23 protein-coding genes are annotated in these 26,257 nt (G+C 35.8%); 15 read left to right on the top strand and 8 right to left on the bottom strand.

Features of this window, described 5'->3' with window-relative positions:
• Positions 1 to 31: 31 nt before the first annotated feature.
• Positions 32 to 655, bottom strand: a complete 624-nt coding sequence (locus GWI68_RS12890) for a response regulator (protein ID WP_166540552.1) — start codon at positions 653 to 655, stop codon at positions 32 to 34.
• Positions 656 to 1,417: 762 nt separating this feature from the next.
• On the opposite strand from GWI68_RS12890, the gene maeB reads away from it, so the two are divergent.
• The 5 genes from maeB to GWI68_RS12865 all read left to right on the top strand — a co-directional run bounded on the left by maeB (position 1,418) and on the right by GWI68_RS12865 (position 10,189).
• Complete coding sequence (maeB, locus tag GWI68_RS12885) at positions 1,418 to 3,700, top strand: NADP-dependent oxaloacetate-decarboxylating malate dehydrogenase (protein WP_166540551.1); 2,283 nt, start codon at positions 1,418 to 1,420, stop codon at positions 3,698 to 3,700.
• A gap of 182 nt (positions 3,701 to 3,882) precedes the next feature.
• Positions 3,883 to 4,752: a ChaN family lipoprotein gene (locus tag GWI68_RS12880; protein WP_166540550.1), complete on the top strand. Its 870-nt coding sequence runs from the start codon at positions 3,883 to 3,885 to the stop codon at positions 4,750 to 4,752.
• 45 nt (positions 4,753 to 4,797) lie between these two features.
• Complete coding sequence (locus tag GWI68_RS12875; RefSeq protein ID WP_227335492.1) at positions 4,798 to 5,580, top strand: energy transducer TonB; 783 nt, start codon at positions 4,798 to 4,800, stop codon at positions 5,578 to 5,580.
• Positions 5,581 to 5,608: 28 nt separating this feature from the next.
• Positions 5,609 to 7,777 carry a S9 family peptidase gene (locus GWI68_RS12870; protein ID WP_166540548.1) on the top strand — a complete coding sequence of 723 codons (2,169 nt, stop codon included), beginning with the start codon at positions 5,609 to 5,611 and terminating at the stop codon, positions 7,775 to 7,777.
• Positions 7,778 to 7,945: 168 nt separating this feature from the next.
• Positions 7,946 to 10,189: a TonB-dependent receptor gene (locus GWI68_RS12865; RefSeq protein WP_166540547.1), complete on the top strand. Its 2,244-nt coding sequence runs from the start codon at positions 7,946 to 7,948 to the stop codon at positions 10,187 to 10,189.
• 108 nt (positions 10,190 to 10,297) lie between these two features.
• Here the strand turns inward: GWI68_RS12865 and xseA are convergent, their stop codons facing one another.
• Positions 10,298 to 11,680 carry an exodeoxyribonuclease VII large subunit gene (xseA, locus tag GWI68_RS12860; protein WP_166540546.1) on the bottom strand — a complete coding sequence of 461 codons (1,383 nt, stop codon included), beginning with the start codon at positions 11,678 to 11,680 and terminating at the stop codon, positions 10,298 to 10,300.
• A gap of 169 nt (positions 11,681 to 11,849) precedes the next feature.
• On the opposite strand from xseA, the gene guaB reads away from it, so the two are divergent.
• The gene (guaB, locus tag GWI68_RS12855) at positions 11,850 to 13,316 is read left to right on the top strand and encodes an IMP dehydrogenase (protein WP_109398397.1); all 1,467 of its coding nucleotides are present in this window, start codon (positions 11,850 to 11,852) and stop codon (positions 13,314 to 13,316) included.
• 83 nt (positions 13,317 to 13,399) lie between these two features.
• Positions 13,400 to 14,977 (top strand): glutamine-hydrolyzing GMP synthase, encoded by a 1,578-nt coding sequence (gene guaA, locus GWI68_RS12850; protein ID WP_166540545.1) that lies wholly within the window; start codon positions 13,400 to 13,402, stop codon positions 14,975 to 14,977.
• Positions 14,978 to 15,059: 82 nt separating this feature from the next.
• Here guaA and GWI68_RS12845 read toward each other — a convergent pair whose 3' ends face one another.
• The gene (locus GWI68_RS12845; protein ID WP_166540544.1) at positions 15,060 to 15,683 is read right to left on the bottom strand and encodes an XRE family transcriptional regulator; all 624 of its coding nucleotides are present in this window, start codon (positions 15,681 to 15,683) and stop codon (positions 15,060 to 15,062) included.
• Positions 15,684 to 15,904: 221 nt separating this feature from the next.
• Positions 15,905 to 16,498, bottom strand: a complete 594-nt coding sequence (locus GWI68_RS12840) for a hypothetical protein (protein ID WP_166540543.1) — start codon at positions 16,496 to 16,498, stop codon at positions 15,905 to 15,907.
• 147 nt (positions 16,499 to 16,645) lie between these two features.
• On the opposite strand from GWI68_RS12840, the gene GWI68_RS12835 reads away from it, so the two are divergent.
• Together GWI68_RS12835 and GWI68_RS12830 are read left to right on the top strand one after the other, a co-directional pair.
• Entirely contained in the window at positions 16,646 to 17,425 is a 780-nt protein-coding gene (locus tag GWI68_RS12835) for a nucleotidyltransferase domain-containing protein (RefSeq protein ID WP_166540542.1), read from the top strand.
• Positions 17,409 to 18,464: a nucleotidyltransferase domain-containing protein gene (locus GWI68_RS12830; RefSeq protein WP_166540541.1), complete on the top strand. Its 1,056-nt coding sequence runs from the start codon at positions 17,409 to 17,411 to the stop codon at positions 18,462 to 18,464. Before GWI68_RS12835 ends, GWI68_RS12830 begins: the two co-directional genes overlap by 17 nt.
• Positions 18,465 to 18,586: 122 nt before the next feature.
• On the opposite strand, the gene sra is transcribed toward GWI68_RS12830, so the two are convergent.
• Positions 18,587 to 18,820, bottom strand: a complete 234-nt coding sequence (sra, locus tag GWI68_RS12825; protein ID WP_166540540.1) for a stationary-phase-induced ribosome-associated protein — start codon at positions 18,818 to 18,820, stop codon at positions 18,587 to 18,589.
• Positions 18,821 to 19,211: 391 nt separating this feature from the next.
• Positions 19,212 to 19,520, bottom strand: a complete 309-nt coding sequence (cutA, locus tag GWI68_RS12820) for a divalent-cation tolerance protein CutA (RefSeq protein WP_166540539.1) — start codon at positions 19,518 to 19,520, stop codon at positions 19,212 to 19,214.
• A 371-nt stretch (positions 19,521 to 19,891) separates the two neighbouring features.
• Between cutA and GWI68_RS12815 the strand changes: the two genes are divergently transcribed.
• The 4 genes from GWI68_RS12815 to GWI68_RS12800 all read left to right on the top strand — a co-directional run bounded on the left by GWI68_RS12815 (position 19,892) and on the right by GWI68_RS12800 (position 23,383).
• Positions 19,892 to 20,875: a sugar-binding transcriptional regulator gene (locus GWI68_RS12815; protein WP_166540538.1), complete on the top strand. Its 984-nt coding sequence runs from the start codon at positions 19,892 to 19,894 to the stop codon at positions 20,873 to 20,875.
• A gap of 254 nt (positions 20,876 to 21,129) precedes the next feature.
• Positions 21,130 to 21,885, top strand: coding sequence for a molybdate ABC transporter substrate-binding protein (gene modA, locus GWI68_RS12810; protein WP_166540537.1), 756 nt, complete (start codon positions 21,130 to 21,132; stop codon positions 21,883 to 21,885).
• A 101-nt stretch (positions 21,886 to 21,986) separates the two neighbouring features.
• Entirely contained in the window at positions 21,987 to 22,763 is a 777-nt protein-coding gene (locus GWI68_RS12805; RefSeq protein ID WP_109407692.1) for an ABC transporter permease, read from the top strand.
• Positions 22,757 to 23,383: an ATP-binding cassette domain-containing protein gene (locus GWI68_RS12800; protein ID WP_166540536.1), complete on the top strand. Its 627-nt coding sequence runs from the start codon at positions 22,757 to 22,759 to the stop codon at positions 23,381 to 23,383. Before GWI68_RS12805 ends, GWI68_RS12800 begins: the two co-directional genes overlap by 7 nt.
• A 21-nt stretch (positions 23,384 to 23,404) precedes the next feature.
• On the opposite strand, the gene GWI68_RS12795 is transcribed toward GWI68_RS12800, so the two are convergent.
• Complete coding sequence (locus GWI68_RS12795) at positions 23,405 to 24,097, bottom strand: helix-turn-helix transcriptional regulator (protein WP_109407690.1); 693 nt, start codon at positions 24,095 to 24,097, stop codon at positions 23,405 to 23,407.
• A gap of 110 nt (positions 24,098 to 24,207) precedes the next feature.
• Positions 24,208 to 24,465, bottom strand: a complete 258-nt coding sequence (locus GWI68_RS12790; RefSeq protein ID WP_109407689.1) for a hypothetical protein — start codon at positions 24,463 to 24,465, stop codon at positions 24,208 to 24,210.
• Between the two features lie 812 nt (positions 24,466 to 25,277).
• Between GWI68_RS12790 and GWI68_RS12785 the strand changes: the two genes are divergently transcribed.
• Together GWI68_RS12785 and GWI68_RS12780 are read left to right on the top strand one after the other, a co-directional pair.
• Positions 25,278 to 25,685 (top strand): DUF4878 domain-containing protein, encoded by a 408-nt coding sequence (locus GWI68_RS12785; protein WP_166540535.1) that lies wholly within the window; start codon positions 25,278 to 25,280, stop codon positions 25,683 to 25,685.
• Positions 25,682 to 26,239: a YiiX/YebB-like N1pC/P60 family cysteine hydrolase gene (locus tag GWI68_RS12780; RefSeq protein WP_347877531.1), complete on the top strand. Its 558-nt coding sequence runs from the start codon at positions 25,682 to 25,684 to the stop codon at positions 26,237 to 26,239. The genes GWI68_RS12785 and GWI68_RS12780 overlap by 4 nt, the downstream gene beginning before the upstream one ends.
• The last annotated feature ends 18 nt before the right edge of the window (positions 26,240 to 26,257 follow it).

The raw sequence follows: 26,257 nt of genomic DNA, 5'->3' as shown, positions 1-26,257 counted from the left end.
ATTACCCCGACCCAGTGTCGGGGTAAAACGTTTAATACTGGTGCTTAATAAGAATAAGACTAGCAGCTAAACGAGAAGTAACTTGCAGTTTCTTTAAAATGTTACGAATGTGAACTTTCACTGTTTCTTCAGAAATAAATAAGTTTTCAGCAATTTGCTTGTTTTTCATACCAACTGACACTTCATGAAGGACATCAAGTTCTCTTTTCGTAAGAGCTGAAAGTGGATCAGAATAGTTTTGTCTAAGTTGAATATATTGCCAAACTCGCTCGCTATAAACAGGATGCCCAACAGCCGCTTTACGCAAGCTTAGTAGCAGCATATCTAATTCACATTCTTTTAAAAGATAACCGTTTGCGCCTGCATCCAACGCAGCATAAACATCGTTGCGTGAATCAGAAACGGATAAAACAAGAACGTAAGATGTTAAACCAGAACGTCGAAGTGTCCGAATAGCATCAATACCTGAACGCCCTTGTAGATTTAAATCCATCATAATTAAATCTGGATTTAATTGTTTTGCAGCGGTTACAGCCTCTTGAACATTGCCACTTTCGCTTACTACGACAAAATCCTTGTCTTTTTCTAACAATAGCCGTAATCCATATCTCATGATAGGGTGATCATCCACTATCATAATTGAGTAGCTAGGCATAACCCCTCTCCCTAAAAAAAAATAATAATGTGCGTAATCTTTCCAAAAGTAGAAAATAAAAAAGTAAATTCCAAATGAGGAATAAAAATTAGAATCAGACATCTTATTAAAACAATAAGAAAATAAAATTGACGGTTGGCAATATTACACCAATTATTGTTACGGGTAAAAAAGAAAATAACCAAAACGCCTAACAAAAAATCTAATTCTATAAAATCTTTATAGTTACAATGAGTTGTATAGAAATGAGCCTATTTAAAAAATAATCAACAAGCGAAAATAGTTATTGTTTTTTTAAACAATATAAAAAATTTAATTATTTTAAATGTTAATTTAATATCTGATAAATAATAAACAAATATTGTCTTTTTTCTGTTCGAGTTTATTACAGTGGGGAAAATTAAATGACGTTAATAATATACCTATAACTAGGTATTAATTGTATATAACAAATTTAGAGTGTGTTGACCTTTGATGGTCAGTTTTTATTCGCATTAAAATGAGTAAAACGCCTTTTAATCGAACCCAGAGGGCTGTTTTTTATGGCTGTTTTTATTTTAAGTGATCACTATTAATATCATTCAATGCCTAAAAGAGCTGAGTAGGTCGTTTTATAAGCTTTTGTAGCGATAAAAATCAGCAAAAAAGATCAGTGTGTTCTAGCTTACTAAATTGAAAAAAGTGTCGGAGCCGTCATGATTTAACGCTCCATTACCATTATACTAACGAAGCCCTTACCCTATTGATACAAAGGATATGAAGATGGAAGACAAATTAAAACAAAGCGCTCTAGATTTTCATGAATTTCCAGTACCAGGCAAAATCACAGTAACACCTACAAAACCGTTAATTACCCAACGTGACTTAGCATTAGCTTATTCGCCGGGTGTTGCAGCACCTTGTTTAGAAATTGCAGCTGATCCTCTTGCTGCTTATCGCTATACCGCTAAAGGTAATCTTGTTGGGGTGATTTCAAATGGTACAGCAGTGCTTGGACTTGGAAATATTGGGGCCTTAGCCGGTAAGCCTGTAATGGAAGGTAAAGGCGTTTTGTTTAAGAAGTTTTCTGGTGTTGATGTTTTTGACATTGAAGTTAATGAAACGGATCCTGATAAACTTGTTGATATTATTGCTTCATTAGAACCTACTTTTGGTGGTATTAACCTCGAAGATATTAAAGCACCAGAGTGTTTCTACATTGAGAAAAAATTGCGCGAGAGAATGAATATCCCTGTTTTCCATGATGATCAACATGGTACAGCAATTATCTCAACCGCGGCGATCCTCAATGGTCTACGTATTATTCGAAAAGATATCAGTAAAGTAAAATTAGTGGTATCAGGGGCAGGTGCAGCTTCTATCGCTTGTATGAATCTATTAGTCGCTTTAGGGCTAACACGTGAAAATATCACAGTATGTGACTCAAAAGGAGTTATCTACCGTGGTCGTGAAGCTAATATGGCAGAAACCAAAGCTGCCTATGCGATTGAAGACAATGGTACGCGCACATTAGATGATGTTATTAATAATGCTGATATTTTCTTAGGTTGTTCAGGGCCTGGTGTATTAACACAAGAAATGGTTAAAAAAATGGCGCGTGATCCACTTATTCTTGCGCTTGCAAATCCAGAGCCTGAAATTTTACCACCACTAGCAAAAGCGGTACGTTCTGATGCGATCATCTGTACAGGTCGTTCGGACTACCCAAATCAGGTTAATAACGTATTGTGTTTCCCATTCATTTTCCGTGGCGCCTTAGACGTTGGTGCGACTGCGATTAATGAAGAGATGAAACTCGCGTGTGTACATGCTATTGCAGAGCTTGCACTGGCAGAGCAAAACGAAGAAGTCGCTTCAGCGTATGGTGATCAAGAGCTCTCTTTTGGTCCAGAGTACATTATTCCAAAACCGTTTGATCCACGCTTAATTGTAAAAATTGCACCAGCAGTTGCAAAAGCGGCAATGGATTCGGGTGTTGCAACACGCCCAATTGAAGATTTCTCGGTTTATATCGAACATCTTAATGAGTTTGTTTATAAAACTAACTTATTTATGAAACCTATTTTCTCTCAAGCGAAAAAAGAGAAAAAACGCATTGTGTTAGCAGAAGGTGAAGAAAACCGCGTATTACATGCCACACAAGAACTCGTTACATTAGGTTTAGCAACTCCAATCTTAATTGGTCGCCCTAGTGTAATTGAGATGCGTATTCAAAAACTAGGTTTACATATTCAAGCGGGCAAAGATTTTGAAGTAGTGAACAATGAAAATGACCCACGTTTCAAAGAATATTGGCAAGAATATCACCAAATTATGAAACGTCGTGGTGTTTCTCAAGAACAAGCTCGTCGCGCAATGATTGGTAATCCAACGCTTATAGGTGCCATTATGGTGCGTAGAGGTGAAGCGGATGGCTTGATTTGCGGTACAGTAGGGAGCTATGCAGAGCACTTCGAAATCTATAAAAATGTGTTTGGTTTACGTGAAGGTATGGAAACGGCAGGAGCAATGAATGCACTGTTACTGCCAAGCGGTAATACTTTCATTACAGATACTTATGTTAATGAAGATCCAACAGCCGAACAACTGGCGGATATTACTCTCATGGCAGCGGACACCATTCGTCGCTTTGGTATTGAACCAAAAGCCGCACTAGTTTCTCGCTCAAGTTTTGGCTCTTTTGATAGTCCATCATCAATTAAACTCAGAAAAGCGTTAGAAATTATCAAACAACGCGCACCTGAATTAGAAATTGATGGTGAAATGCATGCTGATGCGGCATTAGTAGAGTCTATTCGCCGTGATGTGATGCCTGATAGCCCATTAAAAGGCTCTGCGAATTTACTTATTATGCCAACAATGGAAGCGGCACGTATTAGTTATAACTTATTACGAGTAACTAGTTCTGATGGTGTGACTGTGGGGCCTGTTTTAATGGGGGTCGCTAAACCAGCTCATATTTTAACGCCAATTGCATCAGTACGTCGTATCGTAAATATGGTGGCATTAGCTGTTGTCGAAGCGCAAGCACAATCGCAAAATTAATTGTTAATAATCAAATTGTTTTATACATAAAGCGCCTTTTATCAGGCGCTTTTTTTATGCCATTGAAATAGATATAAAAGCATTAAATGCAAATAAATATAAGAATGATATTGATAATTATTAGTAACAACATTAACCTATGCGCTCAACTAAAATAGGTATATATAACTAATAGGACGATTATGTTTTTCTCAATATCAAAAAGGATCTTACTACTAGTTTCATTAATAAGTCTTTCAGCTTGTCACTCAATAGAAAAGCAACCTGTATCAACTGTAGATCTGACAATTATTCAGTCGGCAAACATTATTGATACTCAAACTGGGCAATCTATCACGGCAGATATATTGCTAACACGGTTAGCAAGCCAATCACGTGTGATCATTGGTGAAAAACATGACAATGCTTATCATCATGATATTGAATATTGGTTAATGACAGAACTACCTAAAAAGCGCCCTCAAGGCGCTGTTTTACTCGAGATGTTAACACCAAGCCAGCAATCCTTAGTTGATAATACAAAGAAACGTTATTCAGGTTCTGAATATCTACGGGATGAACGCCTAATGGCGGCATTAAAATGGAATTCAGGCTGGCCTTGGAAATGGTATGGCAATATTGTTAAAGCAGGGCTAAGCGCTGATTATCCTTTATTAGCTGCCAATATTGATCGCAGTGAAATATCTAGTGCGTATAAAAATCCGCCTATTATTGAAGGTGTACATTCAACTGATGCATCTGTTCGTCAACTTATTCAAAAAACAATCGAACTTTCTCATGGCGATGCGCTTGATAAAACACAAGCAGAAAAAATGACGGTTATTCAGCAATTGCGAGATCGTGCAATGGCGAAAAGTTTATTGGATGCTCCTACGCCTGCACTTTTAATTGCCGGCTCTTTTCATGCCACAAAAATAATGGGTGTACCTTTACACGTTGCTGATTTAGCGCCGAATGAAAACGTGACAGTCGTGATAATGACGGAAGAGGGAAGTGATATCACTCCAGTTCATGCCGATTATCTTTGGATAACACCTGTCGCATTACCTTAATTTATTGATAACACAATTATGCTTATTTCCTCTTGTATGGATCAAATGCCAAAATTTCAGCTTTGCAGTTCTAAAGCGTTAATTTTGGCTATCGGTGTACACGCTGTTTTTGTCATGGCTTATTTTTTTCTCAATAAAGAAAATACGGTATTAATACAAGAGCCTGAATTAGCTGTAATGATGAGCTTAAGTGAAAATGTACAAGCGCTCAGTGATGAAAAACAGGTTGTAGGGGTCGATCAACAACTGGCAGTGGCAAGCCAAAAAAAGGTAGAGCAAGATATTGCTGAAAAGCAGCCTGATCTTATTGTGAATGAAAATGCTGATATTTTGATCGAAAAACCCAAAAAAAGGGTCAATGTAGAGCAAACGGCTAAAGTAACTCCTGTTACCTCTCCTGTAAAACCTGCACCGATTATGAGTGAAAATGTGTCTAGCCAATCAGCACCTTCAAGTAGTCGCTCCGCGGCGAGACAGCAATCTAATGATGTTAGTGCAAATTATGACAGTGATTCGGATAGTTCAGAAAGCGCATTAGCATTATGGCAAGCTAAAACAAAAGGACACCTTAATCGCTATAAAGCCTATCCTGAAGAAGCAAAAAGCAAAGGTAGAACGGGAATTTCTAAAGTGCGCTTTATTGTTGATGAACAAGGTTATGTCATATCGAGTGAATTAATTCTCAGTAGTGGTGTGCGTTCTTTAGATAGAGAAGCACAAAGAGTACTCAAACGCGCTGAGCCCTTACCGATACCGCCAATGGAGTTATTGTCGAAAGGTAAAATAATGGTTGAAATGCCAATTGAGTTTTCTACACTAACGTTCTAACGACAGGTTAAAAAGGAAATAAAACGTTATGCTAGTCGCAACAAAAAAACGGATGACGTTGCAATTAACGAGTGCGATCATGGCTTTGTTAATTTCAACAACACCTGCATTGGCTCAAAATCAAAAGGACTCCCTAGTGACGCCACCAAAAGCGAACAAAGTGCCTCATGTGATGACAGAACATGGCGATGCACGTACTGATAATTATTATTGGCTAAGAGATGATTCACGCCAAGATCCTAAAGTGCTTGATTATCTTAATGCTGAAAACGCCTATACCGAATCTGTAATGAAAGAAGGTAAGGCATTAGAAGAAACACTCTTTAATGAAATGGTGAGCCGCATGGCTCAAAATGATGAGTCAGTGCCTTACATTTATAATGGCTATACTTATCGTACTATTTACCAAGAAGGTAAAGATTTCCCTATTTATCAGCGTAAGCCAGTTAATAGCGAGAGTGAATGGGAAGTTCTGGTTGATGGAAACGAACGTGCTAAAGGACATGAGTTTTATCAATTAGGTGATCTGACTATCAGCCCAGATAACAAACGTATAGCGATTGCTGAAGATAAAGAAGGGCGCAGAAACTATAATGTTGCCTATAAAGATTTGTCAGATAACACATGGAAAGAGAATGTGTTAACCAATATCTCAGCAAACTTAGTGTGGGCAAATGATAGCAAAACACTATTTTATGTTGATAAAGATCCGCAAACGCTACTACCTTATCAAATTTATCGCCATCAATATGGCACTGATCGCAAACAAGACGTCAAAATCTTTGAAGAAAACGACGATCGCTTTTATACATGGATGGGTAAAAGCAAATCTGAAGATTACATTCTTGTCTCTATTGAAAGTTCAACAACCTCAGAGTCTCGCTTAATTGATGCGAATGCACCAGAAAAACCGATGGTTATCTTCTCTGCACGTCAAGAAGGGCGCGAATATGATATCGACCATTTTAATGGTGAATTTTATATTCGTTCGAATCATGAGAGTGAATTGTTTGGTCTTTATAAAACAGCATCAATCGATAAACCTTGGAAAACCGTCATTGCGCCACAAAAAGATGTCGATTTAGAAGGTTTTGATCTGTTTAATCGCTGGTTGGTTGTGGAAGAAAGAAAACAAGGCCTAGTGTCATTACGCCAAATTGATTGGAAAACAGGTCAATCAACTAATGTTACGTTTGACGATCCTGTTTATATGGCATGGTTAGGATTTAATCCTCAAGCAGATAGTGAAGAGCTTCGCTTTGGTTATACATCCATGACAACACCATCTTCAACTTATCAATGGAATATGCAAACACATCAAAAGCAACTGCTTAAACAACAGGAAGTGAAAGGCTTTGAACGTGATTTGTATGAAAGTGAGCGCATTTGGGTAAAAGCACAAGATGGTGTTGAAGTTCCCGTATCATTGGTTTATCGCAAAGACTTATTTAAGAAAGGCGAAAATCCTATCTTAATTTATGGTTATGGCTCTTACGGTAGTAGCATTGATCCATCATTTAGCTCACCTCGTTTAAGTTTGTTAGATAGAGGTTTTGTCTATGCGATTGTTCACGTACGTGGTGGTGGTGAATTAGGTAAACGTTGGTACAACCAAGGTAAAATGGAACATAAAGTTAATACTTTTACTGACTTTATTGATGCCACTAAATATCTAATTGCCGAAGGTTACGGAGCACCTAAACATGTTTACGCAATGGGTGGTAGTGCCGGTGGTTTATTAATGGGCGCTGTTGTGAATATGGCACCAGAATTATACCGTGGTGTTGTATCTCAAGTTCCATTTGTTGATGTTGTGACAACAATGCTCGACGCTTCAATTCCATTAACGACAGGGGAATATGAAGAGTGGGGAAATCCTGCTGATAAAGACGTTTATTTCCGCTTAAAATCATATAGCCCATACGATAATGTTGTTGCTAAGGCTTATCCTCATTTATTAGTCACTACAGGATTACATGATTCACAAGTACAATATTGGGAGCCTGCAAAGTGGGTTGCTAAATTACGTGAATTAAAAACGGATAATAATCTATTATTACTTGATACTAATATGAGTGCAGGACACGGCGGTAAATCAGGACGTTTTAATCGTTTACGTGATACTGCAAAAGAATATGCTTTTATTCTGATGTTAGAACAACCGAAAGTTTATTTTAAAGCTCAAAATATTAACTAGATTAGTATGTAATAACAAATAAATTTAATAAAATCAGCCTGTCTCTCTTTAAGAGAGGCAGTGCTATTATTTAAGTTTATATAACAATAATAATATTATTTCTTATTTTTTGTTTTTTATATAAAGCAAAGTGAGCCTATTTAAATAAAAATAAAGAATAGGTTTATTATGAAATTTACAAGGAAAATACTTAGCACTCTTATATTATTTTCGGGTGTTAATCATCTTGTCATCGCATCTGAAACAGATAAAGCAGTTCAATTTAGTAGTTTAAAAGTCTCATCAGCACAAAAAGAAACACCAGAACAAAAAGCATTGGGAAAACCCGGTGCTTATAGCTCTATTGGTGAAATTAATAATCTCGAATCAGTTGAACAAACATTACGCTCAACGCCAGGTACGTATACTCAAATGGATGTAAGCCAACCTGGTGTTAGTGTCAATATTCGCGGGCTTAGTGGTTTTGGTCGCGTTAATATGATGGTGGATGGTGTCACACAAACGATGTATAGCACATCACCTAGTCAATATGCTCATGGTGCACAACCTTATAATCAATTTAATACGATGATTGATCCGAATTTTATTATTAAAATTGATATTTCTCGCGGTCAACAAGATGGTGAAAATAGCATCAATGCTTTAGCCGGTAGCGCTAATTTTAAAACAATTGGTGTCGAGGATGTTTTATTTGAAGGGAATTCATGGGGAGTAAGAAGTAAAGCCGCTGGTGGTACAAACGGTTTAGGTTATAACGGCATGGTCGCCTTTGCAGGGCAACGTTCATTATTTAATGATAATGGTACTGTTGGTGCAATGCTTGCATTAAGTGGACACAAAATAGAGTCTTCTTATAAAAATGGTGCAGGTTTTAATAGTGAAGAATTTGCGACAAGTAAAGAATTTAATCAAAGACCACACTCAGAATTGACTAAAATAAATATTAAACCCAATGATTCACATGAATTAGAATTAAGTGGTCGTTTTTATAACAACAATTTTAATCGTCGCAAAATTGATGCCAAAGATTATTATGCAAAATATCGCTATACACCATTAAATGATTTATTTGATAGTGAAGTTCTGCTTAGTCACAGCCAAGCATCACAAAAATTTGAGGGTGATTCTCTTGTGAGTTTACGAGAAGCGAATGCCAAAAATATATCTGATTCATTAGTGGCGAAAAATACCAGTCGCTTTAATTATGGTGAATTAGATATGGCATTAACGCTTGGCTCTAAATTAATGTCAACAGAATATAAACGTAGTGTTATTGCGCCTTCTACTGATCCTTGGCAATCACAAAACATGGTTGAATATAACTCTTTTGCACCTCAAGGAAAAAATGATTTAACCAGTTTCTTTTCACAAATGAAATTTGAATACGATATTTATACTCTCGACCTAAATTTAAATTATGTGGATTATCATATTAAAGGGCGTAAACCTGCTTGTGATCCAACCGCTGCCTGCTTCCCTGAAGGTGAAATGAATGTTAATCGTCATGATAGAAATTGGGATCCAGGAATGCTACTTTCGGCTGAAATTATTCCTGAATTTCAGCCGTTTGTCAGCTATGCTCAAACAATGAGAGCACCAACATCGCAAGAGATCTTCTTTGCCAATGAAGGTGGCGCTTCAATGAATCCATTTTTGAAAAGTGAAAAGGCAGATACCGTTCAAATTGGTTTCAATAGTTATCGCCCAGATTTAATTATTGAAGGCGACAGCTTACGATTTAAAGGATTGTGGTATCACACAAAAATTAAAGATTACATCTCTAGTAATTCTTATTTTGTATGTAACGGTGGCGTACGTTGTAAAAATGACGGTTCTTTAACGGATGAAGATTATGCAGGCATAGAATATGACGGCAATATTTTTCTGTATACCAATAGCCTTGAGCCTGTAACTTTGCGCGGTTATGAGCTTCAAGCCAATTATGATGCGGGCGTGTTTTACGCAACCCTTGCTTATAGCGATCAGCGCACATCACAGCCGACCTCAATCGCCAGTACTGATTTTGGGCAAACGCCGGCTTCTGAATTACCAAAATATTATGCCTCGATTGATACAGGTGTCCGCTTCTTTGATGATCAGTCATTAGAACTAGGAACAGTGATCCAAATCACAGGTAAATCACGTAAATCTTCACCTGAAGGTGTTGATTTTGATACGGGTAAAGTCCCTATGGTGCAACAAGATAATATTCCAACCGTTATTGATCTTTATAGTAATTACAAAATTAATAAAAATATTTCTTTGAAATTCGCAGTACATAATTTAATGAATAAAAACTATTCTAATGCGCTTGATAGAAGTAATTCAGCGCCAATGATGCAAGATCTAGGAAGTAATACTCAAACTGCTCGAGGACGAAGCTACCTTTTTGCAGGAGAGGTGCGTTTTTAATATAACGTAATGATTATCTTAAAATATAAATAATAAAAAACGGCACCAATATTATTTGGATGCCGTTTTCTTTTGTATTTATATAAATCTTAAATTACTTGATTTGACCTAATCGTTATTTTTAGCAGTTGCTTTGCGTTTTGCTCTTATCTTTTGTGTTTTCACCACTTCACTGGTGATCCAACCATCTTCAACACGTGTTTTTAATGGATCGCCCACTTTCACTTGTTTAGTGTTTTTCAGCACTTCTCCAGACTCTGTTTCGCTAATACTGTAACCACGAGAAAGTGTTGCGAGAGGGCTCACACTTTCTAAACGAGAACAACTAATAGCGAACTGTTCACGTTGACGAGATAGCTGTTGTGCAATACTTTCTCGCATACGGTAAATCAGCAGCTGTTGTTGACGAAGTAATGTTTGAATTTGGGAACTAGGTTCTTGGTAATTAAGGCGTTTTTGTAGTTGTGTTTGTTGATGTTGTTTGGCTTGTAATAATCGCTGAAAACTAGAAACTAAACGCTGTTGTGTTGAAGCCAATACATTTTGCTGACGAGCAAGGCGTAAATGAGGATGCTGTTGCTGTAAACGGTGATGAAGTTGTGTTATTGCGCGTAATTTTTTCGCTAAGTAGTAATCCATTGCCATTTCAAGGCGTTGTTGTTGTGATTGCAATTGGCGCAATAGCTCAAGCTTGTTACGGCTGATTAGTTCTGCCGCTGCAGAAGGTGTTGGCGCCCTAAGGTCAGCAATAAAATCAGCTATGGTTACATCAGTTTCATGACCAACCGCACTTACAATAGGAATTTCACTGGCAAAAATAGCACGGGCAACGCGTTCATCATTAAATGCCCAGAGATCTTCTAATGAACCACCGCCACGGCCAACAATTAAGACGTCACACTCTTTACGGCGGTTAGCAAGTTCAATAGCACGAACAATTTGCATAGGTGCTTCAGCGCCTTGAACGGCAGTTGGATAGATAAGTACGGGTAAAGAGGGATCACGACGACGAAGAATATTTAAAATGTCGTGCAGCGCAGCGCCTGTTGAGGAAGTGATAACACCAATTTGTTTTGCAGGTGATGGCAGGGGATTTTTATGAATAGCATCAAATAAACCTTCTGCACTGAGTTTTTGTTTTAATAGCTCAAACTGTTGTTGTAAAAGCCCGTCACCCGCAGGTTGCATACTCTCAACAATCAATTGGTAATCACCTCGTGGCTCATACAATGTGATTGTTGCTCGCACTAAGACTTGCTGACCGTGTTGAGGGCGGAATGTGACTTTGCTATTTTGCCCACGAAACATCGCTGCTCTAATTTGGGCGTTAGTATCTTTTAACGTAAAATACCAGTGACCAGAAGAGGGTTGAGTAAAATTGGAAATTTCAGCGCTGATCCAAATGCGACCCATTTCCATTTCTAATAATTGGCGAACGGTCTTATTTAGACGGCTAACAGTAAAAATATTATTGTTTATTGGTAGTGTCATGTGAGCCAGATCAAATTTTAAAACAAAGACTTAATTGATTGATACTACCTAAGTTTGCGGCAGGATCAATAAAAATTTTGAAAAAAAGCTAGAAGCAACCGATTACGGTGTGTATAATTCCGCGGCAATATTTTCTATTTCCTAAAAGCCGCCTTGGTGAGATATTGCTATGTTACGAATTAAAAAAGAAGCACTTACATTTGATGATGTTTTGTTAGTTCCTGCACACTCCACTGTTCTTCCTAATACTGCCGACTTGTCTACTCAACTGACTGAAACAATCCGCCTAAATGTTCCTATGCTTTCTGCTGCAATGGATACTGTGACTGAAGCGCCTTTAGCTATCGCATTAGCTCAAGAAGGTGGAATTGGTTTTATCCACAAAAACATGTCTATTGAACGCCAAGCTGAAGAAGTTCGTCGCGTGAAAAAACATGAAAGTGGTGTTGTCACTGATCCTATCACCGTAACACCAGAAACTTCTTTACGTGAAGTTCAAGCAATGACTGAACGCAATGGTTTTGCGGGTTATCCTGTTGTGACTAATGATAACGAATTAGTTGGTATTATTACCGGCCGTGATGTTCGTTTTGTGACTGATTTAGACCAACCTGTTACTGCGGTAATGACACCTAAAGAACGCTTAGTGACAGTACAAGAAGGTGAAGCACGCGATATCGTTATGCAAAAAATGCATGAAAAACGTGTAGAAAAAGCGCTAGTGGTTGATAACCACTTCCACCTGAAAGGTATGATCACAGTAAAAGACTTCAAAAAAGCAGAACGCAAACCTAATGCTTGTAAAGACGAACATGGTCGTTTACGTGTTGGTGCTGCTGTTGGTGCGGGTGCAGGTAATGAAGAGCGCGTGGCTGCATTAGTTGCTGCTGGCGTTGATGTTTTACTTATTGACTCTTCTCACGGTCATTCTGAAGGCGTACTACAACGCATTCGTGATACTCGTGCTTTATATCCTAACTTACCTATTATTGGTGGTAATGTTGCAACCGCAGAAGGTGCTTTAGCATTAGCGGATGCTGGTGTAAGCGCGGTTAAAGTAGGTATCGGCCCAGGCTCAATTTGTACAACACGTATCGTAACAGGCGTTGGTGTACCGCAAATTACCGCTATTGCAGATGCGGTAGAAGCACTAAAAGATCGCAATATTCCTGTTATTGCTGATGGTGGTATTCGCTTCTCTGGTGATATTGCGAAAGCATTAGCAGCGGGCGCGGCTTGCGTTATGGTTGGTTCAATGTTTGCAGGTACTGAAGAATCCCCAGGTGAAATTGAACTGTTTCAAGGTCGCTCTTATAAATCATACCGTGGTATGGGTTCATTAGGTGCAATGTCTAAAGGTTCATCAGACCGTTACTTCCAAACTGATAATGCCGCAGACAAATTAGTACCAGAAGGTATTGAAGGCCGTGTTGCTTATAAAGGCTTATTGAAAACCATCGTTCACCAACAAATGGGTGGTTTACGTTCATGCATGGGCTTAACAGGTTGCGCAACTATTAAAGAATTAAATACTAAAGCTGAATTTGTTCGCATCAGTGGTGCGGGTATTCAGGAAAGCCATGTTCATGATGTTACTATCACAAAAGAATCACCTAATTATCGCTTAGGTATGTAATTTATTCCGAGAAAGGCTTGTGGTAATAATACAGAGCAAGCCTTTCAACTTTATGACTTTATCTGTTTTGGAATTCACCACAAATGACAGCAAATATCCATAATCATCGCATTCTTATCCTTGATTTCGGTTCACAGTATACGCAGCTTATTGCTCGTCGTATTCGTGAAATCGGTGTTTATTGTGAACTCTGGGCATGGGATGTAACCGAAGAGCAAATTCGTGAATTTAATCCTAATGGTATTATTTTGTCTGGTGGTCCTGAAAGTACGACAGAAGATAACAGCCCTCGAGCACCAGAATACGTATTTAATGCCGGCGTTCCTGTATTAGGTATTTGCTATGGCATGCAAACGATGTCGATGCAATTAGGTGGCGATGTCGAAGTTTCTGGTGAGCGTGAATTTGGTTATTCACAAGTTGAAATTCGTGAGACTTGTGTGTTATTCCGCGATATTCAAGATTCAGTAAGTGAAGATGGCAAACCATTATTAGATGTATGGATGAGCCATGGCGACAAAGTAACCGCTATCCCTTCAGATTTTATCACAGTAGCAAGCACTGAAACCTGCCCGTTTGCTATTATGGCCAATGAAGAAAAACGCTTCTATGGCGTTCAATTCCATCCAGAAGTAACACATACTCACCAAGGTTTAGCGATTTTAAAACGTTTTGTTTTAGATATCTGTGGTTGTGATGCGTTGTGGACTTCTGCCGCAATTATTGAAGACACAGTTGCTCGTTTAAAAGAGCAAATTGGTGATGATCACGTTATTTTAGCGTTATCAGGCGGTGTTGACTCATCAGTAACTGCATTATTGTTAAACCGTGCAATTGGTAAGCGTTTAACCTGCGTATTTGTTGATAACGGCTTATTGCGTCTAAATGAAGCAGAGCAAGTCATGGAAATGTTTAAAGGTAAATTTGACCTAAATATTATCCATGTTGAAGCGGAAGAACGTTTCTTAACTGCACTGAAAGGCGAAAACGATCCAGAGAAAAAACGTAAAATCATTGGTCATTCTTTTATTGAAATTTTCGATGAAGAAGCACTTAAACAGCCACAAGTTAAATGGTTAGCACAAGGCACTATTTACCCAGATGTAATTGAATCAGCCGCATCAGCAACAGGTAAAGCCCATGTGATTAAATCACACCATAATGTGGGCGGTTTACCTGATGACATGAAACTGGGTTTAGTTGAACCATTAAAAGAGCTGTTTAAAGATGAAGTACGTAAAATTGGCCTAGAGTTAGGTTTACCTTACGATATGCTTTATCGTCATCCATTCCCAGGCCCTGGTTTAGGGGTTCGTGTTTTAGGTGAGATCAAAAAAGAGTACTGTGATTTATTACGCCGTGCTGATGCTATCTTTATTGAAGAACTACATAAAGCTGACTTATATAACAAAGTAAGCCAAGCATTTACCGTATTCTTACCTGTGCGTTCAGTCGGTGTTATGGGTGATGGTCGTAAATATGACTGGGTTGTTTCATTACGTGCAGTTGAAACTGTGGACTTTATGACTGCGCATTGGGCACATTTGCCGTATGACTTCTTAGGTCGTGTTTCTAACCGCATTATCAATGAAGTAGGTGGAATTTCCCGTGTTGTTTATGATATTAGCGGTAAGCCACCAGCAACAATTGAGTGGGAATAAAATACCGTTTATCAGCAATAGTTGATAAAGGTTAAAAAACCAAGAGCCATCAGTATGTTACTGGTGGCTTTTTTGTATATTTCTATTCATTAGTGATAGGATTATTTTTATGAATAATAAATTCAATAAAGTTTTGAATTGATATTTGCTCACTTAAAGGTAATTTAGAATAGGCTTTTCTATCGTAATTAATAGCACTTTTATCATTTTTAGGAATTAATAATTCATAAGCTTGGCGATCCATTGCTTTAGCTATAGCATCAATACTTTCAGCGGTCGCACTGGCTTCACAATTAATAATGCGGTTAACCGTTGATTGCGCAAGACCAGAGTCAACAGAGAGTTTAACTCTTGACTTGATACCATCGTTTAACATGAATGTTGTGATGTTATCTGAGAGTATCTTGCCAATTTCTGTTGGAATATATTCTTCTTTTTCTGATCCCGCATGACCTTCTTTTAAATGGTCTACATCCATCCAATATTTGCTAATTCTAGTTACATATTCAACTTTGCGTGACATTGGATCGGTGAGTTCGCGGTGGCTTTTTAAACCTTTTGGTGATAGGTAACGAGAGATCATACTTGGTGCTACACCTAACGCATCAGCAAGTAGTTTTTGTTTGCCGTTGTAGTAGCGTTCAATAATATAGATCAGATTGTCTCTTCTAATTTCAGCAATGCTTCTTACATCGTTAGTATTCATAGAGAACTCCAATAGACAAAACCATAAAAGGATATTTTGAATCCAAGTGTAACCACTTTGGTTATTTTTATCTATAGTAATTTGCATCTGATTTAAAGGTTGCTCAATGATTTTTTTATTAATGTTTGCACTGACTCAACAAAATCTTGCTATATCGGGTAAATGGCAATTACTGCACTCCAATAAGTTTAATATAACAGGAAGAATAATGATTAAATTCATTAGTATGAACTCCCACCCCCAACAAGCTTCCTTAATTCTTTTCTAATATCTTCTTCAAACCATGTATTGTTATTAATAACAACTATTCCATCGATATTATCCGCTAAAATAATCTCAGTTTTAATATCCCTTTTATCTAATAATGTTTGCATATGTTGTAAATAACGGCGTTTACCAGTAAACCAATTTTTATTAATAGTAAGTAAATTTATAGCATAAATATATCCGCATCCTATCCATTGTTTTAAATGAAGTAATGAGATTTTATTTTCTTTGGAAAAAGTAGGGCGAAGAAGATAAAATTGACCACATGCAGTTTGGGCATCATAAATATCTTGCAGAAAATCCTCAACACTTTCTCCACTACCAACGATATCAATTTTACCCGTAGAGGTATCCACTAAATAGGCATTCACACCAACATAACAATATTCTAATTGATTATAAATTACATAACGTTCAGAGTTACAACGGATTATCCAAAAATCTTGTTTAGGCGATAACTCACAAAAATAAATAGCAAATTGTTCACCACAAGGTGATGAATGACAGTGATTAAGAACGATATCTTGTGCTTGTTGTGAGGTTATCATTTTAATTTATAAACCACCTAATTACACATGGGTAAAATGAGAATTTGACTAAGTTTGTATTGGCTTATGTCTGTGTTATAACCATAGAATATTAGCGTTGAGATGTAAATTAGTGAAAAAAGTCAAAAATAAGGAGATAAGGACATCATGCATAATGAGATATTAAAAAAATTACCGCAAATAGAACAAGAGCATCAAGTTAAATTACTTTATGTTGCAGAAAGTGGAAGTCGAGCTTGGGGATTTGCCTCAACAAATAGTGATTACGATGTACGAGGTATTTTTATACGCCCGCGTAATGCTTATCTTTCTATCGATAAACCTAAAGAGACTTTCGAATGGATAGAAAATAGCTGGTTTGATGTCGGTGCTTGGGATATTACCAAAGGACTACACCTATTACGGAAATCGAACTGTATATTATTAGAATGGCTTCAATCACCAATAATTTATCAACAATATCCTAATGTTCAAAAAGAGTTGTTTGAACTGGCAAAGCTCTATTACCAGCCAAAAGTAATTGTTCATCATTATAGAGGGATAGCTAAAGTTGTGAGTGGCTATTTTCCAGAAGATAAAACAAGAAATGAAGCTGATGCAAAACCTATAAAATTAAAAAAATGGTTCTATCTATTACGCTCTTTGCTGTCGGCTTATTGGACAGTAAAAACAGGTGATATCCCACCTATGGAGCTAAATAAATTGATAAAAATCTTATCTGTTGAAGAACAAAAAGTTATCCACGAATTAGTAGAATTTAAATCAGATAAAGATGAGCATTTTACTTGGGTACCAACGGAAACAATGCAACATCTAATCTTTTTTTTATGGCAAGAAACAGATGTGCAATTAGCAAAGCGAGAAATACCAGATAATGATGTTTTAAATAATTGGTTTAGGAAAAAATTAGATGAAACTGACAATTGAAGATATAAAGCCTTACCTTTTATTTGAAAGCATTGCGGGAAGCCGTTCACATAATCTTGCGACAGAAACATCTGATACAGATATTAAAGGTGTATTTTATCTCCCTAAAGATCTTTTCTACGGATTGGAGTACACACCACAAGTTAGCAATAAAACCAATGATATAGTTTATTATGAGCTTGGCCGATTTATTGAATTGTTATGTGCTTCGAATCCAAATATTTTAGAATTATTGAATTCACCAGAACAAGTCGTTATTTATCGACACCCATTAATGTCATTAATAAAGCCGGAGTGGTTTTTGTCTAAAACCTGCATTCAAACATTTGTTCATTACGCGGAAGGACAAATCAAGAAATCTCAAGGATTAAATAAAAAGATCGTCAATCCAGTCGAAAAGCAATTAAAGACTATTCTAGATTTTTGTTATGTGATTGAAGGTGGAAAAACGATACAAGTTAATTCTTGGTTAGATAGTCGCCACTGGAAACAAGAGCAACTAGGGTTAGCTAAATTAGCTCATGCTCAAGATTTATATGCGATGTATTATGATGATACTTCTCTTTTTCAGGGGATCATTAAAAAAGAGAATACCAATGATGTATTGTTAAGCAGTATTCCTAAAGAAGCTAAAGTGCAAGGTTACTTGAGTTTTAATAAGGAAGGGTATAGCGCATACCGTAAGCAATATCATGATTACTGGCAGTGGGTTGAACAACGTAATGATGCACGTTACCAGCAAAATATTGATCACGGGCGAAGTTACGATAGCAAAAATATGATGCATACATTTAGATTGTTGTATGTTGCTTTAGGGATTGCACAAGAAAGTAAAGTAAAAGTTTGGCGTGATAATAGAGATGAACTATTAGCAATTAAAGCAGGTCAATTTAGTTATGATGAATTATTACTGCGTAGCAAAACGCTGATAAGAGATATTCAAAACGCATTTAAATTAAGTTGTTTACCAGAAGAAATTAATTATCAATCAGCAAAATTAGCGCTGATAAATATCAGAAAAGAACTTTATAAACTATAGATGAATAAATTAATTTAGAGTTTAATATCCCTTACATAACGTAAGGGATATGCTATTTATTAATAATTTAGTTATAAATTGATATGATAACTATTTATAAAATAGCGTTAACGTATAAAAATTTAATTAGTCGCAAGATACTCTGGGTAAGCATCTGTCAGCTTCATATATATACGTTTATTCTCTGCTTTTTTTCTAAAATCTTGCTTTAAACAGACTTGAGCCATACTTTTTAGCTCAGCAGGTAAGTTCTCAGCATCAGTAGAGGCAATAATGGAAAAACGCACTTTCTTTTTAGACCGACTTAAATTATAAGGTAAACCTAAAATACGTCTTGCGACTCTGTTTGTTTTCACAACTCACTCCTTTTCATGTGTAATTTAGAGAAAGCGTATTGAGTATAGCAGATAATAACGAGAATAAGATGTTGGTAAATCTATTAAATTAGAATTTAAAACTGTTTATCTTCTATTTTTAAAAAATAGAGAATGAAAATATAAAATAATTACTTTTTATGATTTTTCATAAACAAGCTAATGTTCAAGATTATTTCTATAAAAGATTGAATGCTTATGATTATATACATGTAAATATTAAAGTGGATTCATTGATAATAAGAACATATATTTAATATTAACGTGACTATACTTGTCTAACAATTGAGACATTGAAATATTTGTTATTAACAAACTATTATCATCTTCATAAAAATAATTAAAAAAGCTTTCTATAAAAGCGAATATTATTTTAATTCAACGATTGGTGTATCCAATTAAGATAACCTTTAAAACCATTTTCAATCGGTATTATAATAACCTCAGGAGTGTCATAAGGATGTATTTCGATAATTGCATCAATTAAAACGTGTTGCTTGCTTTTTTCGGATTTAATCATCATAAGTACTTCATTATCTTCAATAATTTCATTATTCCAATGATAAATAGATTTTACATGGGGTATCAGATTTACACAGGCAGCCAGTTTTGCGTTGATGAGATAGTGAGCGATTTCATTAGCAATCATTTCATTTGGTGCAGTTGAGTATGCAATTATCATTGTTTTTCCTTTTGATATGAATCTATTTATTAACATTGGTGACTAGATTTGGGTGATTTTAATTTTACCAAAATAAAACTTTTTAAAACTTAAAGCTAATATTTTTATTTTTATCGAAATAAAACGGTATTTTCAAAAAAAACTTTCTCGTTATGAACCGTTTACGGCATTATTAAGGGCTTTTTACGTATTATGAGGTTCTTGTAGTAAAGAAAAATATCAGGGTGCCGATATTATTAGTAGATTAATAGAATGTATCTATTTGTGTTATAAGGCTTAATATAAGCAAAGATATTTTCATCTTCAATAATATCTCTAATATAAAATAAATTAATTAGTCAAAAGATTTATAAAAATTTGTGGGGTTTAAAATGGATAATAATTCGCTAAAGAACGCGAGTTTATTTGATAATGATCCCGTTCTCTATGCTGCGTGGCTTTACTATCAGGACGGACTCAGTCAAAGTGAAGTTGCAAATATTATGGGTGTTTCCCGAGTCACAGTCGTGAAATATTTGCATTTAGCTAGAGAAAAAGGATTCGTAAATATTAGTTTAGATTCATCAGTATTTTCTACGATTGATTATGCAATCAGAATAAAAGCAAAATTCGATCTTAATAATGTGCTTATTTTACCTGATGAAGAAAAAAATAAATCGCAACATACATTAAATATGAACAGAGAAAGACTAGCGAAAGCAGGAGCGATGTATCTTTCTCAAATAATGGGTGATGATGACATTTTAGGTGTCGCTTGGGGACGAACAATTTATAAGTTAGGTAATTATCTTCCACCCAAATCACTAAAGAATGTCACCGTACTACAAATGATAGGTGCTGTTGCACCACAACCTGATTTTAAAACGGCAGAAGCTGCTGCATTAATTGCAAATAAATTATCAGGATGCAGTATTAATTTACATGTGCCTGCTGTCGTTTCGAGTGCACGTTTAGCAATGGAGCTTCAAGCTGAGCCTATTATTAGACGTAATTTTTCAGCGCTGAATCAATGTAATAAAGCACTTTTTGTTGTGGGTAATACATTGGATGATAATCCTCTAGTGACAACCGGCGTGTTAACCAGCGGTGAAATGGCGCAATACCGTGATTTGGGTGCTGTAGGGGTGATTTGCGGACGCTTTTATGATGTGCAAGGCAATCCTCTGGTTTCTGATATTGACCTTAGGATAATGGGAATAAGCTTAGCTCAGTTAAGGCAAATACCGCAGCGACTTTTTATCGCCGGAGGTGTGGAAAATATTCAAGCAACAATAGGTGTGATAAAAGGAGGTTACGCTACTGATATTGTTATTGATGAAGTGACGGCCTTGGCATTATTAGAGTTAGAAAGCTAATAATAAAATCCTCGTGAATACGGGGATTTGTTGGCGAGCTACTACTTTTATAAGCTACTTATTTCTGATAGAAATGAACATATTGAAGTGTTTATTTTAATCAGCTTCTTTTGTAAAACTCATAGATAAATAAAAGGGTAAAAATGATAAGTTGTTAACATTTTTCTCTTTTTTTATATGAGCCTCTTGCCTTAAACTCTTATATCATTCATTATATAAAAAATTATATAACGATAGTTAGGGTTACCTATTTTATGAAACGTCAATTACTCGCTGGCTTAGGGCTAGCACTAGGATTAATTTGTCATAATACACTGGCAGCTGAGCTTCATCTTTATGCTGGTGCTGGTTTAAAACAACCAGTAGAACAAGTTGTTACTGTATTTGAAAAAGAAACTGGAAATAAAGTCACTATTGAGTATGGCGGTTCAGGTCAAATATTAACACGCTTTAATTTAACTAAGCAGGGAGATCTATTTTTTCCTGGCTCACAAGATTATGTGGAAAAGTTAGATAAAGAAGGGCAGGTTGTTAACCAATATTCTATTGTTCGCCATATTCCCGTAATTGCTGTACGCAAAGATAAAGTGGGCGATATTAAAACGTTAGAAGATCTTGCAAACAGTTCATTAAAGCTAGGTATGGGTGATGCTAAAGCTATAGCATTAGGAAAAAGTGGCGAACAACTTATTGATGCATCAGGTCAAGGTGATAAATTACGCGACAAAGTAGTTGTACGTACAGCAACGATTAAACAATTGCTTATGTATTTACTTAATGGCGAAGTGGATGCCGCTATTATTGGATATGCAGATGCAATGAAAAACCAAGATAAATTGGTTTTACTTCCAGTACCAGAAGGTAGTCCTGAAGAAGTAGCAACTCTGGCAATTTTAAAAACATCAGCAAATCCAAAAGAAGCACAATTACTTGCTGATTATTTTACACGTGCAGAGGGTATAAAAGCTTTTACTGATTATGGTTTTCTTCCTGTAATTTCGAAACCATAGATTTTTTTCTCACATAAATTGTGTTTTTTCGCCACCAACTCACTGGTGGCTTTTTTCATTATTACAGCAAAATAAATTTTATTTTTAGAAAAGGAAATAACGTGTTTCGTTGGGCATTAATTCCACTTTTTTTATTGTTATTTCTGATCTTAGGATCACTAATTGCATTAATATGCCAACTTTCATATGTTGAGCTTAGACAAGTCATTACTGATCCTGAATTTCATTTTGCTATTGGTATGTCACTTAGTACGGCATTAACTTCTTTATGTTTGGCAATTATCTTAGGTGTACCTGCCGCATGGGCAATGGCAAGAATTCCTTTTAAAGGACATCGCTTTATTGATGCGTTATTAGACTTACCTTTGGTTACTCCTCCATTAGTTATCGGTATCGGGTTATTATTATTGTTAGGAAATCAGGGACCTTTAACGGGTGTTTTTCCTGAATTATCGCGCTCTCTTTTTTCACCGTTAGGTATTATTATTGCTCAAACTTATGTTGCTAGTGCGATTATTATGAGAAATAGCCTCTCTGCCTTCAAGTCTGTTGATCCCGCTTATATTCAAACTGCGCAAAATTTAGGATTAACACCAACAAAAACATTTTTCTTGATTGAAATACCATTGTGTTGGCCAGCTTTAATGAGTGGAAGCATTATTGCATTTTCTAGAGCTTTAGGTGAGTTTGGCGCTACATTAATGTTAGCCGGTGCAACAAGATTAAAAACAGAAACGTTACCTATGGCAATTTATCTAAATATCGCCAGTGGAGACTTCACTTTGGCAATAGGTTGTGCGCTTGTTCTTATCGCTATTGCGATTACTTTATTATTTGCATTGCATCGTTTACAGCGAGAAAGGAAGGCATCATGTTAGAAATTCATTCATTAACATCGGGTATATTAAAAGATGTCTCGTTAAAGGTAGAGAAAGGAACTTGTTTAGGAATAAGTGGTACATCAGGAAGCGGTAAAACTACACTTTTAAATGCGATTGCTGGATATACTTCGTACTCTGGAGATATCTACCTTGCAAATAAAAATATAAATGAACAGCCAGTGTGGTTGCGTTCCTGTCGATATTTAAATCAACGGCTTTATTTATTTCCATTTATGACGGTGACTCAAAATTTATGGTTAGCGCAATATGGTGCAAAACAGAAACGAAGCAAGGAGAGAGAAAGGGCGATATTAGAGCAGATGGGAATTGAACATCTTGCTACACGTTATCCTTATCAAATTTCAGGAGGGGAACAACAACGCGTGGCTTTGGCAAGAGCTCTTATTAGCCAACCCAAACTTTTACTACTGGATGAACCTTTTTCGAGTTTGGATTGGGAAACACGTTATCAGCTTTGGGATTTAATTGATTCCTTAAAATCTAAGGAAATAACGATGATCATGGTTACTCATGAACCTCGTGAAATCAGAGCGCTAGCAGATAAAACGGTTTTATTGTCTAAAGGACAAGTTATTACTGAAAATTCAATACGTTGAAATTATTGCTTTGATTATTGATTACCAAGCCATTACTGACCAATGGATGATACGGCCCATAATTTTTACAGAATCAGTTTCCGCTGATTCGTCAGGGAATTCGTCTTTATTATAGCTACGTATAATTAATTTGCCGCCTGGTTGACGATAAAGCAGTTTTATTCTGAATAAGGCATCTTGTTCGATAGCATAAATGCCACCATCAACAATGCGTGTGTTGCCTGTATCAACAGTGACCGTTGATCCATTTGGGATAACGGGGGACATACTATCACCATAAACAGAAAAACAAATGACATTTTGTGAGGAAGCGCCATAACGACGTAATGTGCTTTTAGAAAATCTCAATTTATATCCGTTATGATCTTCGTTAGTACAACAACCATCACCAGCCGCAAGTTCAATACTTTTAAAGTAGGGGATTTCTACTTCATCAGCACCTAAAGGGGTATTGCTATCCCATTCACTAACAGGTTGCCATTCATTTTCAGGTGGAATTTCAGAAGCAACATTAGGTTGCTCTTCACCTTCTAATAGCCAAGCTAAATCACAATTTAATGCTTTTGCTAATTCAGGTAAAAAACGAGGACGTTTAGTTTTACCACTTTCTAGCTGTTCAATAGATTGCTGTGTGGTATTTGCTAAAGTAGCAAGTTCTGACTGTGTTAAACCTAACGCAATGCGCTTGTCTTTGGTTCGTTTCGCAATAGACATTAGTGACTCCTAATACGTGTCCTTACATATTCAAGTACAAAGAGTATATCGTAAAAAGAAAACAAATTAAATTGTATTTTATCTTAATAATAAAATTAAGGGTAGGTTAACTACTTAATTTGGAAAACATCATCTGCACTGTTTGGTGGCGTGAGATAAGGATTTTCATCAGTAACATCAGGATCTCTTAAGACTTCTCCACAGAAAATAATAAGGTCAGGTCTTTTTTGTTTTAAGTAGTTAAGTCGAGTTGTGCATTCATCTTTAGTATAAATAGTTTCTGTAACAGGAACTGCATCGCAAGAATCATTTCCACAAGGACTTACCAATAACACGTAACCGACCAGCATGAGCTGTGAAGTAAACATAAAATATCCTTTTAACTATTCATGTTTGGTCATCAAAATCAGACAGCTAGATTACCTATTTGTTGATAAAAAAGCAGTTTCTATTTGTCTTAAATAGGATTAATGATGCAAAAAGGTGTATGTGATCACAATTTTTCTAGTGTTTGTTTGTATTTATTAGTGATGTGTTATAGGCAAGTAGCTCAAATAATAGGGATGAATACGAGAAAATATATTGTGAAAACAAATAGAATTGTTTTTTAACATGATTTAATGTTGTAATATTGTTATTAATGTATTGGGTTGATACATCTCATAAAATATTAATATAAATAATGCTGGTTAAGTAGATAAATTAGGACTCATTACATTATATTTAGTCTAAATTAAAGTAGTTACTATAATAAATAGCGAATAATTTTATTTTAAAGATCTTTTTAAAATATTGGTGCTTAGTATTCTTAATCTTTATCTTTAATAGGTTATTAAAAAACGAAAAAATTAGATAAGTCGATAGAGTGATGTTTTTAATATATTGATTTATAAGAATAAAAATGGTTATTTTATGGTGTTGTTTGTGAGTGTTTAAAATGTTCTTTTTATGAATACTGAAAGGCTATTTTAAAGTAATTTCTTTTCAAAAATAAATAATGATATAAAAATATGCCGAAATTTATTTTTATCACGTATAATTTAATAGAGAAAAAGTTAAAGTCGTGTTCTTTATTGAGTTAATTATTAAATAATGTATTAATTATCTTATATCTTAATATAGGACATCTTTTTATAAGTTTCATCGGTCAAAGAATATCATGCTAAGGTAAGGATAAATTATGTTAAAAAAAGTCATGGGAGCCCTATTTTTTATATTTGCAATAATAACACTATCAGCGTGTGGTGATAAAACAGATGATCCGGGTCAGGCTGCAGTTGCATTTGTTGAAGCGATTGCTGCAGGGAATAGTGATAAAGTTATTTCATTAATTTACTTAAGCGAAATGCAAGGAGATCCAAATGCTGAACAATTTAAACGTAAATTTAAAATGATTGTAGAGGAAACGGGTAAGCAAGTTAAAAAGCAAGGTGGCTTGAGTAAAGTTGAAATTATCAGCGTTGAATATAGTGAAGATAAAAATAGTGCGATTGTGACATTAAAAACTAAATTAAAAGATGGTGTGGAAAAAACTCAAGCACAAGAGATGATTAATGTTGATGGTAAATGGAAAGTTAATTTTAAGTGATTACTCGTGCCTTTACTATTTTAATTTTATTCTTAGCGAGTGCATTTTATGCGCTCGCTTTGCCTCTTGATTTAAAAAATGGAGATTTAGTTTTTCGTGAAGGTGATGAAGCTATTAGTGAAATAATTAAGCAAGTTGATAGAAGTGGATTTAGTCACGTAGGAATGGTGTGGATTTCAGATAATGGTATTAAAGTGATCCATTCAACACCAAGTGAGCATATAGGTATTAAAGATGGTGTTACCATTGATAATATAGACTTCTTTATTAGTCGAGCAAAACCCAATACTGTTCGTTTTTATCAAGTAAAAGGAAGCGAGGAAGCTAGAAATAATGCCGTAAAGATCGTATTAAAGCGCGTGGGAGAAAACTTTAGCATTTATTCCAAGCAAGGGGTTTATTGTACAGAATTAGTTGCTGATGCATGGCTAAAAGCGGGGGTATCTATTTCAACAGGAACTCAAACATTAGATATGCCGTTTATTTCAGATATTCCTCTTATTTTTCCTGAAAATTTAATTAATTCTGAAAATGTAATTCTTTATCCTCAATAAACACTATGATTAGCTTCT

Source organism: Proteus sp. G2669, from assembly GCF_009915245.1.
Taxonomy (GTDB): Bacteria; Pseudomonadota; Gammaproteobacteria; order Enterobacterales; family Enterobacteriaceae; genus Proteus.
This window is presented reverse-complemented; position numbering and strand designations above follow the sequence as displayed.